This is a genomic window from Brevundimonas sp. ZS04, assembly GCF_001956865.1.
Lineage (GTDB): Bacteria > Pseudomonadota > Alphaproteobacteria > Caulobacterales > Caulobacteraceae > Brevundimonas > Brevundimonas diminuta.
This window is the reverse complement of record NZ_MTHE01000003.1, coordinates 227669-241223: the sequence shown is the minus strand read 5'-3', so window position 1 is coordinate 241223 and position 13555 is coordinate 227669. Positions and strand designations below refer to the sequence as shown.

Sequence of the window (13555 nt, the reverse complement as noted above, 5' to 3'; positions counted from 1 at the left end):
TGCGGACTTTGCGGGTTATGGCTGGGCTGGGCGACCGGCCCAGCCTTTCCGACCTGATGAAATCGCATGGCCGCATCTCCGCTTGAAGTCCGCACCCTGTCCGACCGCCTGATGGAGGTGGTGCGCGACATGATCCTGTCGGGAGCGATCGCGCCGGAGGTGCCGATCCGGCAGGACGCTCTGGCGGCCGAACTGAACGTATCCAAGATTCCCCTGCGCGAGGCTCTTGTGCGGCTGGAGCAGGACGGTCTGGTGGTTTCGCACGCCAACCGGGGCTTCTTCGTGCGCGGCATGAGCGCCGCCGAGGCCGAGGAAATCTACGAACTGCGCCTAAAGCTGGAGCCGGACGCGGCGGCCCAGGCCTGTCTCGTCGCCGACGAAGCCCAGCGCGCGACGGCCCAGCGCGTGCTGGCCGAACTGAACGCCGCCGCAGCCGCCCAACTGCCTAGCGTCGGGCCGTTGAATCGCGCCTTCCACATGGCCCTGGTGCAGCCGGGCCAGCGGGTGCTGACGGCCGAGATTACGGCGCGCCTTCACGTCATGGCGGACCGCTATGCTCGCAAGCACCTGGAGCACAAGGGCCGACATCTGACGGCCGAGGCGGAGCACCTGGAGATCCTGCACGCATGGGTGGCTCGCGACGCTGACGCCGTGCGCCGCCTGGCTAGCGCGCATCTGGAGCACACCCTGCGCGACCTGCGCGAGGAGTTCGAACTCGAAGCGGCCGAGGCGGAACGCAAGCGCGCCTCCTGACCGAGGGGGCCGGTCGGAGGCTCAGGTCTCCTTAATGTGTGCTGCGGCGGGACGCGCTGATTTCAGGGCGGTCGTCAGCAGGCTGGCGGCAGCGTAGAGGACCACCACCACCACGCCCCAGCGCAGCACCGTCAGCGGCAGGGAGGTGATGACGAAGGCGGCCAGCAGCACGGCCGGTATGCCGCCGATCGCCATGCCCAGCACCAGACGCAGGTCGATGCGCTCGCTTCTGATGAAGCGCAGGCTCGACACCGGCATCAAGAAGGCGCTGGCGCCCATCATGATGGGAAAGGCCGCCGTCGGGTTCATCCCCATCAGGCTGAGCATGATCAGGGACGGCGCATAGAGGCCGATGCCGAAGCTCATCAGCGCCCCCATGACCAGGTGGGCGAGGACGGCGACGATGAACAGGTTTCCCTCCAGCGAAACCGCCTCGCCGCCCGCCGGCATCAGGTTTAGATTGGTCATGGCGTAGAGGGCGGCGGCGATCAGCAGGGCCGCGCCGACCACCATCTGCACCGCGCGCGCCGGCAGGCGCAGCACGATGGGCGCGCCGATCACGGCGCCCAGGATCGAGGCGCCGATACAGGCGATCAGCAGCACCGGATCGACCTGGATCAGCTTCATGAAGACCAGACCCTGCATCACCGTGGGCAGGCAGTGGCCCGCGTTCAGCACGGCGGGCAGGAAGGTGTCAGGCACCAGCTTGCGGAACCGCAGCCAGGCCGTCGTCGGCGCGAAGGAGCCGATGCCCAGGGCGTCGAAGAAGTTGGCGACGGCGCCGATGGCCACGCCCTCGGCCTTGGGCCTGAGTTCGCCGCGCGCCCTGGCGGTGCGGACCAGTTGTAGGGCGAATAGGCGGCCAGCAGCGCCAGCGCCGTCAGCAGAACGGCTACGATCATGTTTTCCCTCCCCCGAGGTCTCGCCGTCCTTGCCGGACGGTCTGAACCGAAGAAAAACACGGCTAAAAATCAGATACAATATACGCAAACGTTTTTGGCGCTGCTTGGCCCGGCCCCCGGCGCGTCGGGCATCCTGATGGTCGGGCTGTGGCCGAGGCTGGGGGCTGAGCGCGCGCCAGCTTCCTTAAGCTGTGGTCAGGGGCGGGCGGTGAAGACGCGGTAGCCCTTCTCCTCGGCCGCCGCGATCATCTGGGCGTCGCCCGAGGTGTCGCCATAGGCGGCGGCCAGCTCCATGTCCGACCCGTAGACGGCGCGCAGGCGGTGCATCTTCTCTTCGCCCCGGCAATTGCCGCCGACGAAGGTTCCCAGCACGCGATTCTGCTCGTCAAAGGCCAGGCGGGTGCCGATCAGGTTCTCGGCGCCCAGCCTACGGGCGAAGGGAGCGACGGTGGTTTCGGGCGAGGCGGTGACGATGACGCGGTGGGCGCCGCGACGGCCCCAGTCCTCCCATGTCGCCAGGGCGTCGGGGCGCATGAAGCGCGGCCAGATCTCGGCGGCGAAGCGTTCGGCCTCAGCCTCCAGGGCCTTGCGGTCTGCGTCCATCAGGAACTCGCGCACCGAGGCGACCTTGATCCGGCCCCGGTCGCGGTCGCCCAGATAGGCGAAGACGGCGGGGATCAGGCGCGTCAGGCCCTGGACCCAGCGCAGGGGCCCGGCGCGCCATTTCAGGAAGCTGGTGAAGCTGTCGCGAATCGTCAGGGTGCCGTCGAAGTCGAAGGCGACGATGGCCTGGCCGGGGGCAGGGGACTGGTGAAAGGCTTTTTCGCTTCCCATGTCAGACATTAGCCGTGATCCCCATATTATCTGTCCTGTCCGTTCCCCGAAGCGCGCTGCGGCGCCGCAACGGGGTTGTGGCGGAACGTGTGATGGGTGATTGTCATTTTTTGAAGACCTTCGATGATAGATTCCCTGGATCGATCGTGAAGGAAGCGCTTTTCGTCCCAATGTCGGGGCGGATTGCGGATAGTGAGAAGGGTCTATGACCAAAGCCGCCGGCACAGACGCCAAAAGCACGCTCTACTGCTCGTTCTGCGGCAAGAGCCAGCACGAAGTCCGCAAACTGATCGCCGGACCGACCGTCTTCATCTGCGATGAATGCGTCGAACTGTGCATGGACATCATCCGCGAAGAGCACAAGATCGCCTTCAAGACCTCCAAGGACGGCGTGCCCACGCCCAAGGAGATCCGTGACGTCCTCGACGATTATGTGATCGGCCAGAGCCACGCCAAGAAGGTGCTGAGCGTCGCCGTCCACAACCACTACAAGCGCCTGAACCACGCGACGAAGAACAACGACGTCGAACTGGCCAAGTCGAATATCATGCTGATCGGGCCGACCGGCTCGGGCAAGACGCTGCTGGCCCAGACGCTGGCGCGCATCATCGACGTGCCGTTCACCATGGCCGACGCCACCACCCTGACCGAAGCCGGTTATGTCGGTGAAGACGTCGAGAACATCATCCTGAAGCTGCTTCAGGCGTCGGACTACAATGTCGAGCGGGCCCAGCGCGGCATCGTCTACATCGACGAAATCGACAAAATCTCGCGCAAGTCGGACAACCCGTCGATCACCCGCGACGTGTCGGGCGAGGGCGTGCAGCAGGCCCTGCTGAAGATCATGGAAGGCACCGTCGCCTCCGTGCCTCCGCAAGGCGGCCGCAAGCATCCGCAGCAGGAGTTCCTGCAGGTCGACACCGCCAACATCCTGTTCATCGTCGGCGGCGCCTTCGCCGGCCTGGAGAAGGTGATCTCGGCGCGCGGCGAGGGGGCCTCGATCGGCTTCGGCGCCAAGGTCAAGGAGATCGACGAGCGCCGCACCGGCGAAATCCTCAAGCAGGTCGAGCCTGACGACCTGATGCGCTTCGGCCTGATCCCCGAGTTCATCGGTCGTCTGCCGGTCCTGGCGACGCTGGAGGATCTGGACGAGGTCGCTCTGATCAAGATCCTGACCGAGCCGAAGAACGCCCTGGTCAAGCAGTACAAGCGCCTGTTCGAGATGGAGAACGTGACGCTGACCTTCACCGACGACGCCCTGTCGGCGGTGGCCAAGAAGGCGATCACCCGCAAGACCGGCGCCCGCGGCCTGCGCTCCATTCTGGAAGGCGTGCTGCTGGAGACCATGTTCGAACTGCCCACCTATGAGGGCGTCGAGGAAGTCGTGGTCAACGCTGAGGTGATCGACGGCAAGGCCCAGCCGCTGCTGATCTATTCGGAAACCAAGAAGAAGACGGCCGACGGCGCCGCCTGACGCTGAGGTCCGATCCAAACGAAAAGGGGCGGCTCGCCACGGGCCGCCCCTTCATCGTTTCAGAGACGCCCTAGGCGTCGGCTGAAATCACACGCTTTTTCACGCTTCTGTGGGCCGCCGCCCCGTTACGCTTGAACCGCGTCCAGACAGAACCACATACTCACACGAAAGCCGCTCAAAAATAGCGGGTCGAGTCGAGACGAGGCGGCAGTCGCGCCAAGTCGGATCGGTTCGGCGGGTCTGAGATTCACGAAGGCCCCGGAAAGTACGCATCATGACCGAGAGCAAAATCCTCCCTGTCCTGCCGCTGAGAGACATCGTCGTCTTTCCGCACATGGTCGTGCCCCTGTTTGTCGGGCGCGAAAAGTCCGTGCGCGCCCTCGACGAGATCATGAAGGGCGAGAAGCAGATCCTGCTCGCCACCCAAAAGAACTCTGTCGACGACGATCCGGCGACGGACGCCATCTATTCGACGGGCGTGCTGGCGACGGTGCTGCAGTTGCTGAAGCTGCCGGACGGCACCGTGAAGGTGCTGGTCGAAGGCAAGTCGCGCGCGCGCCTGACCCGCTTCACCGACCGTGAGGACTACTACGAAGCCGAAGCCGTCGAGATCGACGACGAAGCCGGCGATCCGTCGCAGAGCGAGGCCCTGCTGCGCGCCGTGATCGAGCAGTTCGAAAACTATGTGAAGCTGAACAAGAAGGTTCCGCCCGAGGCCCTCAGCGCCATCCCCCAGATTACCGATCCGTCCAAGCTGGCGGACTCGGTCGCCGCCCATCTGTCGGTCAAGATCGCCGACAAGCAGGCCCTGCTCGAAACCGTGGTCATCCCGACCCGGCTGGAGAAGGTCTATGGCCTGATGGAAGGCGAGATCAGCGTCCTGCAGGTCGAGAAGAAGATCCGCAGCCGCGTGAAGCGGCAGATGGAGAAGACCCAGCGCGAGTACTATCTGAACGAGCAGATGAAGGCGATCCAGCGCGAGCTGGGCGAGACCGACGACGCGCGCGACGAACTGCTGGAGCTGGAAAAGCGCATCAAGAAGACGCGCCTGTCCAAGGAGGCCCGCATCAAGGCTGAGGCGGAGCTGAAGAAGCTGCGCAACATGTCGCCGATGTCGGCGGAATCGACCGTGGTGCGCAACTATCTCGACTGGCTGCTGTCGATCCCGTGGTCCAAGACCAAGCCCAAGCCCATCGACCTGCAGAAGGCCGAGGACATCCTCGAAGAGGATCACTACGGCCTGGAGAAGGTCAAGGAACGGATCATCGAGTATCTGGCTGTTCAGGCGCGCACCGGCAGCCTGAAGGGCCCGATCCTGTGCCTGGTCGGTCCTCCTGGCGTCGGCAAGACCTCGCTGGCCCAGTCCATCGCCAAGGCGACGGGGCGTGAATACGTCCGCATGTCGCTGGGCGGCGTGCGTGACGAGGCCGAGATCCGCGGCCACCGCCGGACCTACATCGGCTCCATGCCCGGCAAGATCATCCAGTCGATGAAGAAGGCGAAGACCACCAACGCCTTCGTCCTGCTGGACGAGATCGACAAGTTGGGCGCCGACTGGCGCGGCGACCCGTCCTCGGCCCTGCTGGAAGTGCTGGACCCGGCCCAGAACTCGACCTTCGGCGACCACTATCTGGAGGTTGACTACGACCTGTCGCCGGTGATGTTCGTCACCACGGCCAACAGCCTGAACATGCCCCAGCCCCTGCTGGACCGCATGGAGATCATCCGCGTCTCCGGCTACACCGAAGATGAGAAGGTCGAGATCGCCAAGCGCCACGTCCTGCCCAAGCAGCTCAAGGACCACGGCCTGAAGGAAGAGGAACTGATCGTCCCCGATGAGACGATCCGCGACCTGATCCGCTACTACACCCGCGAAGCGGGCGTCCGTTCGCTGGAACGCGCCCTGGGCGGTCTGGCCCGCAAGGCGGTGCGCGAGATGGCCAAGACCAAGGCCGCCTCGATCACCGTGGATGCAGCCAAGCTGGCCGAATACGCGGGCGTGAAGAAGTTCCGCTACGGCGAGACGGACGCGGAAGATCAGGTCGGCATCGTCACGGGCCTGGCCTGGACCGAGTTCGGCGGCGACATCCTGACCATCGAGGCCCTGAAGATGCCGGGCCGCGGCCGCATGACCGTGACCGGTAACCTCAAGGAGGTCATGAAGGAGTCGATCTCGGCGGCGGCGTCCTACGTCCGCAGCCGCGCGCTCAGCATCGGCGTCAAGCCGCCGGTGTTCGAGAAGACCGACATCCATGTCCACGTTCCCGACGGCGCCACGCCCAAGGACGGCCCCTCGGCCGGGGTGGCCATGACGGTGGCCATGGTGTCGGTGCTGACTGGCATCCCGATACGCAAGGACATCGCCATGACCGGCGAGATCACCCTGCGCGGCCGGGTGACGGCTATCGGCGGCCTGAAGGAGAAGCTGCTGGCGGCCCTGCGCTCGGGCGTGAAGACCGTGCTGATCCCTCAGGAGAACGAGAAAGACCTTGAGGATGTGCCCGAAAACGTGAAGGCCGCCCTTGAGATCGTGCCGATCTCCACCGCCGACGAGGCGCTGAAGTGGGCCCTGACGGGCACGCCGACCCCCGTCGAGTGGGACGAGGCGGCCGAGCCGATGACGCCGACTCCCCCCGCCCCGACGGCGGGCGAGGGGGCGAGCGTCAGCCACTGACGCCGGGTCTCTGACCAGATGAAGGACGGCGGTTCGGGGCGACCCGGACCGCCTTCTTTTTGACCCGCCCGCCGACAGAGGCTTAAGTGCGCGCTTCGTTTCGCGAGGGGAGCCGCAGACATGACCAAGACGGAACTGATCGGCCGCATGGCCGAGGCGGCGGGCATCAGCCGCGACCAGGCCAAGCTGGCGCTGGAAGCCTTCACCGACCAGGTGACAGGCTCGCTGGTTCAGGGGCGCGACGTGCGCCTGGTCGGCTTCGGCAGCTTCGTCGCCGTGGACCGCAAGGCGGGGGTGGCCCGCAATCCTCAGACCGGCGAAGAGATCGCTCGTCCGGCCTCGCGCACCGCGCGCTTTCGCCCCGGCGAAGGCTTGAAAAGCGCCTTGAACGGCTGACCGTCACAGGGCATGAAGCCTGTCCCGATGATGAGTCGGATGATGTGGGCGGCTAGCTCAGCTGGTCAGAGCATCTCGTTTACACCGAGAGGGTCGGCGGTTCGAACCCGTCGCCGCCTACCACTCCCTTTGTCTTGAAATCCTATTCCGACGTCGTGCCGTCGAAATGCTCTTCGGCTTCGTCGGCCTTGGTCGGGTGGATCACGTCGTGGCGGTGCTCGGGCGGGCCGTACAGGGTGTAGAGCTTCAGCGGCTCGGTCCCCGTGTTGATCAGGTTGTGACGGGCGCCGGCCGGCACGATGATGCCGGACTCGGCTTCTGCCGGGCGTGACAGGCCGTCGATCACGATCTGGCCCTGGCCCTGTTCGATGCGGAAGAACTGGTCGTGGCCCTCGTGGACCTCTTCGCCGATCTCCTCGCCGGGCTGGAGCGTCATCAACACCAGTTGCAGGTGACGGCCGGTGTAGAGCACCCGGCGATAGTCCTCATTGTCGAGCGTCGCGCGTTCGATGTCGTCCAGATAGCCTTGCATGTCGCCTTCCTTGTCGATGATGGGCAGGGGGATACCTTAGCCAGGGTTCATGGCTGCCGCGCGTTGATCTTGCGCAAGAGCCAAGAAAAACGCCGGAGCTTTCGCCCCGGCGTTTCTGCATTCTGCGCTGGGCGACGTCTTAGCCGCGCTGGGCCAGCGGCACGTAATCGCGCTCGGTCGGGCCGGTGTACAGCTGACGCGGGCGACCGATCTTCTGCGACGGATCGGCCATCATTTCCTGCCACTGGGCGATCCAGCCCACGGTGCGCGCCAGGGCGAACAGCACGGTGAACATGGTGGTCGGGAAGCCCATGGCCGACAGGGTGATGCCCGAATAGAAGTCGACGTTCGGGAACAGCTTGCGCGAGGTGAAGTACTCGTCCTGCAGGGCGACGCGTTCCAGTTCCTTGGCGACCTGGAACAGCGGGTCGTTTTCACGGCCCGTGGCGGCCAGCACTTCATAGGCCGACTGCTGCATGACCTTCGCGCGCGGATCGTAGTTCTTGTACACGCGGTGGCCGAAGCCCATCAGCTTGTACTTACGGTCCTTCACGCCCTGAATGAACTCGGGGATGCGGTCCGGGGTGCCGATTTCCTTCAGCATGTTCAGCGCCTCTTCGTTGGCGCCGCCGTGCGACGGGCCCCACAGGCAGGCGATGCCGGCGGCGATACAGGCGAAGGGGTTGGCGCCCGACGAACCGGCCAGGCGGACGGTCGAGGTCGAGGCGTTCTGCTCGTGGTCGGCGTGCAGGATGAAGATGCGGTCCATGGCGCGCACCAGGGCCGGGTCGACGTGATAGTCCTCGGCCGGCACGGCGAAGCACATGCGCAGGAAGTTCTCGGCGTACGACAGGTCGTTGCGCGGCGAGATGAAGGGCTGGCCGATGTGGTACTTGTACGCACGGGCCGCGATCGTCGGCATCTTGGCGATCAGGCGGATGGCCGAGATGTTGCGCTGGACCGGGTCATGGATGTCCAGGCTGTCGTGATAGAAGGCCGACAGGGCGCCGACGGTGCCGACCATGATCGCCATCGGGTGGGCGTCGCGACGGAAGCCCTCGAAGAAGCGGTCGAATTGGGCGTGCAGCATGGTGTGGCGCGTGACGCTCTGCTCGAACTCTTCGAACTCGGCGGCGTTCGGCAGTTCGCCGTGCAGCAGCAGGTGGCAGACTTCCAGGAAGTTGGACTTGGAGGCCAGCTGGTCGATGGGGTAGCCGCGGTGCAGCAGGACGCCTTCATCGCCGTCGATATAGGTCAGGCCCGATTCGCAGGCCGCCGTGGAGGTGAAGCCGGGATCGAAGGTGAAGGCGCCGGTGCCGCCGTACAGCTTGCGGATGTCGATGACGTCCGGGCCGGTCGAGCCGGAGAGGACGGGAAGCTCAATGGACTTGTCCTGGTAGGACAGGGTCGCCGAGCCGGCGGGTTTCGCTTGTTCAGTCATCTAGGCCCCTTGTTCTTCTTTCGACCGGCGCGCGGGGAGGCGGACGGCCTGAGTTGTTTATGGGTGATCACTTAGTCTGTTGCAGCGCATCATCCAAGCGTCCGAGACTTTCGTCGCGCCCGAGCGCGCAAAGAGTGCGTGCGATATCTGGCGACGCCGAGCCGCCCGTCAAGGCGGCGCGCATGGAAGGCCCGATTTTTCCGAAGCCTACGCTCTCTTCTTCGGCAAAAACCTTAAGTTCGGCTTCCAGGGCGAAGACGTCCCAGCTCTGGAAAAGACCTAGCCGTTCACGCAGTCGTGAAATTCGCTGACCGCTTTCGCCCTGCAGCAAACCGGCTGATTTCTCGTTCAACGCGAGCGGACGCGCCTGCAACACGAATGCCGTTTGATCGGCCAGTTCGGGGATGGTCTTGGCGCGATCCTTGACGAAAGGCATGGCCCGCAGAAGCCGTTCCTCGTCGTCCGGCTGCAACGCGCGGCCGCGCCCCAGATGGGCGTCCAGGGTCAGTTTTGCCAGGCGATCGTCGTCGGCCAGGCGCAGCCAGTGGGCGTTGACGTGGGCCAGCTTGTCGAAGTCGAGGCGGGCGGGGGCCTTGTTGACGCCGGTCAGGTCGAACCAGGCCAGCGCCTGCTCGTCGCTGAACAGTTCGTCGTCGCCGTGCGCCCAGCCCAGACGGGCCAGATAGTTGCGCATGGCTTCGGGCAGATAGCCCATGTCGGCGTATTCGTGCACCGCCTGGGCGCCGTGGCGCTTGGACAGCTTGGCGCCGTCGGGGCCGTGGATCAGGGGGATGTGGGCGAAGGTCGGGCGCGTCCAGCCCAGGGCGTCGTAGATCAGGCTCTGGCGGGCGGCGTTGTTGAGGTGGTCGTCGCCGCGGATGACGTGGGTCACGCCCATGTCGTGGTCGTCCACCACCACGGCCAGGTTGTAGGTCGGCGCCCCGTCCGAGCGCAGGATGACCAGGTCGTCCAGCGACGCGGATTCCCAGCGCACGGTTCCCTGCACGGCGTCGTCGACCGCGACGGCCTGATCCAGCGGACGGCGGAAGCGCACCGTGTGCGGCTTGGTCAGATCGTCGACGCTCGGCTCCCGGTCGCGCCAGGGCGAGACGAAGTCGCGGCCTTCAGCCTTGGCCTGGTCGCGCAGGGCCGTGGTCTCGTCGGCAGTCAGGAAGTCGCGATAGGCGTGGCCGGTCGCCAGCAGTTCATTGACCACGTCGCGGTGACGGTCGGCGCGAGCGAACTGGAAGACCGGCTCTTCATCGCCGAACAGTTCGAGCCAGGACAGGCCGTCGAAGATGGCCTTCACCGCCTCGTCGGTCGAACGCTCGCGGTCGGTGTCCTCGATGCGGATCAGGAATTTGCCGCCGCGTCCCTTGGCGTACAGCCAGTTGAATAACGCAGTTCTCGCCCCGCCGATATGCAGGTAGCCTGTGGGCGAGGGGGCGAAGCGGGTGACGACGGTCGAGGAAGGGGAGGTCATAGAGGCAGGGTCCATAGGGCAGGGTCTTATACGCCCGCCCGTGGGGAAGCGAACCCTTGTGGCCCGGTTAATTGACAGTCTTTGCGATGACGTGCGGGCGCAGGCGGATCGCTGGCCCTTGTGGTCGTCCGTCTGTTTCGGCGCAGGGTGCGCCGCCTATTTCGTGCTGAAAGACGAGCCGGCGACGTGGCCGCTGGCGGCGGCGGCCTTCGTGCTGCTCTGTATGTGGATCGTCGGGCGGGCGCGGGGCTTGCCGCGTTGGGGGACTTTGCTTCTGTTGATGCTGGCCTGCTTCGGCGGCGGGTTGGCGGTCGCCAAGCTGAGGGCTGTGGCCGTGGCGGCCCCGATCGCGCCTGCGGACATGAAGCCTACGCAGCTTGAAGGCTGGGTCATGGATGTGGACTCGCCGGGCCAGAACGGCGCCCGCGTCGTCGTGGCGCCGGTGAAGGTGCGCGGACTGGCGCCTGAGGCGACGCCCGAGCGATTGCGGGTCACGGTGAAGGGGACGCCGCCGCCGCCCGGCGCGGCCATCCGCGTCTTCGGCATCCTGAATCCGCCGCCGCCCCCCGCTAGCCCCGGCGCCTATGACTTCGGCCGCAACGCCTATTTTCAGGGCATGGGCGGGACGCTGTTCGCCTTGGGGCCGACGCGCACCGCCGATTTGGCGCCGCCGCCTTGGCGGGTGCGGATGGCGATGAAGATCAACGCCGTGCGCTACGCCCTGGCCGAGCGGATCGTGGCGCGCCTGGGCGAGCGGACCGGCGGGGTGGCGGCGGCCATGACCACGGGGCACGAGACCTGGATCCAGAGCCCGGATCTGGACGCCATGCGGGATTCGGGACTGGCGCACATCCTGTCGATCTCGGGCCTGCACATGGCGGTCGTGGGGGGCTTTGTCTTCTTCGCGGCGCGCCTGCTGGTCGCGGCCTGGCCGTGGCTGGCGCTGCGCGTGTCGGGCAAGAAGGTCGCGGCGATCGCGGGTCTGATCGCGGTCGGAACCTATCTGGTCATTTCGGGTTCGCCGCCGCCGGCCGAGCGGGCGGCGGTGACGGCCTCCATCGCCTTTCTGGCCGTATTGGCGGACCGGCAGGCGGTGACGATGCGGGCGCTGGCGGCGGCGGCCTTCGTCGTGCTGTTGCTGCGGCCCGAGGCCGTGGTGACGCCGGGGTTCCAGATGTCCTTCGCAGCGACGGCGGCCCTGGTGGCGCTGGTCGAGGTCTGGCCGCGCCGCATCCGAGAGTTCGCCGCGCCCTGGCCCATCGTCGCGGTGCAGAGGTTCGGCAGTTGGCTGCTGGCCGCCTGCGCCGCCAGCCTGGTGGCAGGCATGGCGACGGGGCCGTTCGCCATGCAGCATTTCAACCGCACGGCCGTCTATGGACTGGTCGCGAATCTGGCGACGGCGCCGCTGGCGGACTTCATCATGATGCCCGCGCTTGCGCTGGGCGCGGCGCTGGAGCCGCTGGGCCTGGGCGCGCCCTTCCTGTGGCTGGCGGGCAAGTCGGTGGATGTCATGCTGGCGATCGGCCATTGGGCGGCTGGTCTGCCCGGCGCGGTTCAGGCGATCCCCAGCGCCCCGGCGGCGGCTCTGCCGGTCGCCTTCCTGGGCATACTGTTCATGTGCCTGTGGCGCGGACGGTGGCGCTGGCTGGGCCTGCCGTTCGCGGCGGCGGTGCTGATCTGGCCGCGCCCGGCGCCGCCGGACGTCTGGATCGGCGACGGCGGAGCGAATGCGGCTTATCGGCAGGGGGAGCAGGCGGTCGTGATGCGGCCCGCGGTGCGCCAGTTCGCCAGCGACCTGTGGTCCCGGCGGCGGGGGCTGGAAGCGGTGGTGCGACCGGGCGAAGGCTGGACCTGCAAACGCTCCTTCTGCGCGCCGCAGGACGAGGAAGGCGTGCTGGCGCTGTGGTGGGGCAAGGCGTCGCCTAGCGAGGCGCAGATGGATCAGATGTGCCGCAGCGCCGGGGTGGTCAGCGTACGGGCCGTGGTCGCGGTCCTGCCGTCGTCATGCGAGGGGCGGCTGGTGCTGGACGGTGCGGATCATGCGCGCGGCGGCTCGGTGGAGCTGTGGCGGGATGAGGCGGGCGGCTGGCGCGCCCTGTGGGCGGCGGAAGTGCGGGGACGGCGGCCGTGGAGCGGGGCTCACCTCTAGCCGCTCATCCCGGCGGACGCCGGGATCCAGTCAGAGCCGCACGTGCTGTCGTTGGCCAGAGGAGGCTAGATTAAAGGCAAACTTCCAGACGACCCGCTTGAAGCCAAAGCACTGGATTCCGGCGTCCGCCGGGACGAGCGAGGATGGGGGCCTCAGTGATAGCGGCGCAGCAGGCCGACCAGCTTGCCTTGAACCTCGACCTGATCGGGGCCGAAGATGCGGGTCTCATAGGCGCTGTTGGCGGGCTCCAGCGCGATGGACTGGCCCTTCTTGCGCAGGCGTTTCAGCGTGGCTTCCTCGCCCTCGACCAGGGCGACGACGATCTCGCCGGAAGAGGCGTTCTCCACCCGCTTGATGATGACCGTGTCGCCGTCGAGGATGCCGGCCTCGATCATGGAGTCGCCCTCGATTTCGAGCAGGTAGTGCTCGCCCGCGCCCAGCATGGCTTCGGGGACGGGCAGGCGCTCGCGTTCGTGCTGGATCGCGGCGATGGGGGTGCCGGCGGCGATCTTGCCCAGCAGGGGCAGGTCGCGCACATCGTTGGCGGCCTCGGCGACGGCGGGGCGAGGGTTCAGGCCGCCGCCCTGGATCACGTCGGGCTTGAAGGGCGCGCGGCCCTTGGCCGGGGCGGCGGTCGTGGCCTGCTCCGGCAGCTTCACCACCTCCAGCGCGCGGGCGCGGTGGGCCAGGCGGCGGATGAAGCCGCGTTCCTCCAGCGCCGTGATCAGGCGGTGGATGCCGGACTTGGACGCCAGGTCCAGCGCCTCCTTCATCTCGTCGAAGGACGGCGAAACGCCCGTCTCCCGGATGCGCTCATGAATGAACATCAGGAGTTCGTGCTGTTTCTTCGTGAGCATGGCGCAGAATCCAGAACAAGGCGTGAACCGTTGATGATGTTCTGTAAGTGTTCTGGTTAA

General features: G+C 66.5%; 11 protein-coding genes and 1 tRNA gene. 6 read left to right on the top strand and 6 right to left on the bottom strand.

Annotated elements, in window-relative coordinates; genetic code table 11:
* Positions 1 to 66: 66 nt before the first annotated feature.
* Entirely contained in the window at positions 67 to 753 is a 687-nt protein-coding gene (locus BJP32_RS05925) for a GntR family transcriptional regulator (RefSeq protein ID WP_046653619.1), read from the top strand.
* Positions 754 to 774: 21 nt separating this feature from the next.
* On the opposite strand, the gene BJP32_RS05920 is transcribed toward BJP32_RS05925, so the two are convergent.
* Both BJP32_RS05920 and BJP32_RS05915 read right to left on the bottom strand, forming a co-directional pair.
* Positions 775 to 1545, bottom strand: a complete 771-nt coding sequence (locus BJP32_RS05920; RefSeq protein ID WP_233126738.1) for a TSUP family transporter — start codon at positions 1543 to 1545, stop codon at positions 775 to 777.
* A gap of 305 nt (positions 1546 to 1850) precedes the next feature.
* Positions 1851 to 2489, bottom strand: a complete 639-nt coding sequence (locus BJP32_RS05915; RefSeq protein WP_312295763.1) for an HAD-IB family hydrolase — start codon at positions 2487 to 2489, stop codon at positions 1851 to 1853.
* A gap of 205 nt (positions 2490 to 2694) precedes the next feature.
* Between BJP32_RS05915 and clpX the strand changes: the two genes are divergently transcribed.
* From clpX to BJP32_RS05895, 4 genes are all read left to right on the top strand, one after another.
* The gene (clpX, locus tag BJP32_RS05910; RefSeq protein ID WP_003164573.1) at positions 2695 to 3963 is read left to right on the top strand and encodes an ATP-dependent Clp protease ATP-binding subunit ClpX; all 1269 of its coding nucleotides are present in this window, start codon (positions 2695 to 2697) and stop codon (positions 3961 to 3963) included.
* A gap of 274 nt (positions 3964 to 4237) precedes the next feature.
* Positions 4238 to 6637, top strand: a complete 2400-nt coding sequence (gene lon / locus BJP32_RS05905; RefSeq protein ID WP_046653615.1) for an endopeptidase La — start codon at positions 4238 to 4240, stop codon at positions 6635 to 6637.
* Positions 6638 to 6757: 120 nt separating this feature from the next.
* Positions 6758 to 7033: an HU family DNA-binding protein gene (locus BJP32_RS05900; protein WP_003164575.1), complete on the top strand. Its 276-nt coding sequence runs from the start codon at positions 6758 to 6760 to the stop codon at positions 7031 to 7033.
* A gap of 46 nt (positions 7034 to 7079) precedes the next feature.
* Positions 7080 to 7156: transfer RNA gene (locus BJP32_RS05895), tRNA-Val, on the top strand.
* 19 nt (positions 7157 to 7175) lie between these two features.
* On the opposite strand, the gene BJP32_RS05890 is transcribed toward BJP32_RS05895, so the two are convergent.
* The 3 genes from BJP32_RS05890 to gltX all read right to left on the bottom strand — a co-directional run bounded on the left by BJP32_RS05890 (position 7176) and on the right by gltX (position 10489).
* Positions 7176 to 7565, bottom strand: coding sequence for a cupin domain-containing protein (locus BJP32_RS05890; RefSeq protein WP_003164576.1), 390 nt, complete (start codon positions 7563 to 7565; stop codon positions 7176 to 7178).
* 139 nt (positions 7566 to 7704) lie between these two features.
* Positions 7705 to 9006 carry a citrate synthase gene (gltA, locus tag BJP32_RS05885; RefSeq protein ID WP_003164577.1) on the bottom strand — a complete coding sequence of 434 codons (1302 nt, stop codon included), beginning with the start codon at positions 9004 to 9006 and terminating at the stop codon, positions 7705 to 7707.
* Positions 9007 to 9073: 67 nt separating this feature from the next.
* On the bottom strand, positions 9074 to 10489 hold the full coding sequence (gene gltX / locus BJP32_RS05880; RefSeq protein ID WP_076223249.1) for a glutamate--tRNA ligase: 1416 nt from the start codon (positions 10487 to 10489) through the stop codon (positions 9074 to 9076).
* Positions 10490 to 10607: 118 nt separating this feature from the next.
* On the opposite strand from gltX, the gene BJP32_RS05875 reads away from it, so the two are divergent.
* Positions 10608 to 12638 carry a ComEC/Rec2 family competence protein gene (locus BJP32_RS05875; protein WP_233126737.1) on the top strand — a complete coding sequence of 677 codons (2031 nt, stop codon included), beginning with the start codon at positions 10608 to 10610 and terminating at the stop codon, positions 12636 to 12638.
* Between the two features lie 152 nt (positions 12639 to 12790).
* On the opposite strand, the gene lexA is transcribed toward BJP32_RS05875, so the two are convergent.
* Positions 12791 to 13495, bottom strand: a complete 705-nt coding sequence (lexA, locus tag BJP32_RS05870; RefSeq protein WP_003164579.1) for a transcriptional repressor LexA — start codon at positions 13493 to 13495, stop codon at positions 12791 to 12793.
* Between the last annotated feature and the right edge of the window lie 60 nt (positions 13496 to 13555).

Bases quoted from the DNA above. Each gene is read 5' to 3' on its own strand.
- lon (WP_046653615.1), top strand. From the start codon at position 4,238: ATGACCGAGAGCAAAATCCTCCCTGTCCTGCCGCTGAGAGACATCGTC.
- BJP32_RS05900 (WP_003164575.1), top strand. From the start codon at position 6,758: ATGACCAAGACGGAACTGATCGGCCGCATGGCCGAGGCGGCGGGCATC.
- clpX (WP_003164573.1), top strand. From the start codon at position 2,695: ATGACCAAAGCCGCCGGCACAGACGCCAAAAGCACGCTCTACTGCTCG.
- gltA (WP_003164577.1), bottom strand. From the start codon at position 9,006: ATGACTGAACAAGCGAAACCCGCCGGCTCGGCGACCCTGTCCTACCAG.
- BJP32_RS05925 (WP_046653619.1), top strand. From the start codon at position 67: ATGGCCGCATCTCCGCTTGAAGTCCGCACCCTGTCCGACCGCCTGATG.
- BJP32_RS05915 (WP_312295763.1), bottom strand. From the start codon at position 2,489: ATGGGAAGCGAAAAAGCCTTTCACCAGTCCCCTGCCCCCGGCCAGGCC.
- gltX (WP_076223249.1), bottom strand. From the start codon at position 10,489: ATGACCTCCCCTTCCTCGACCGTCGTCACCCGCTTCGCCCCCTCGCCC.
- lexA (WP_003164579.1), bottom strand. From the start codon at position 13,495: ATGCTCACGAAGAAACAGCACGAACTCCTGATGTTCATTCATGAGCGC.
- BJP32_RS05890 (WP_003164576.1), bottom strand. From the start codon at position 7,565: ATGCAAGGCTATCTGGACGACATCGAACGCGCGACGCTCGACAATGAG.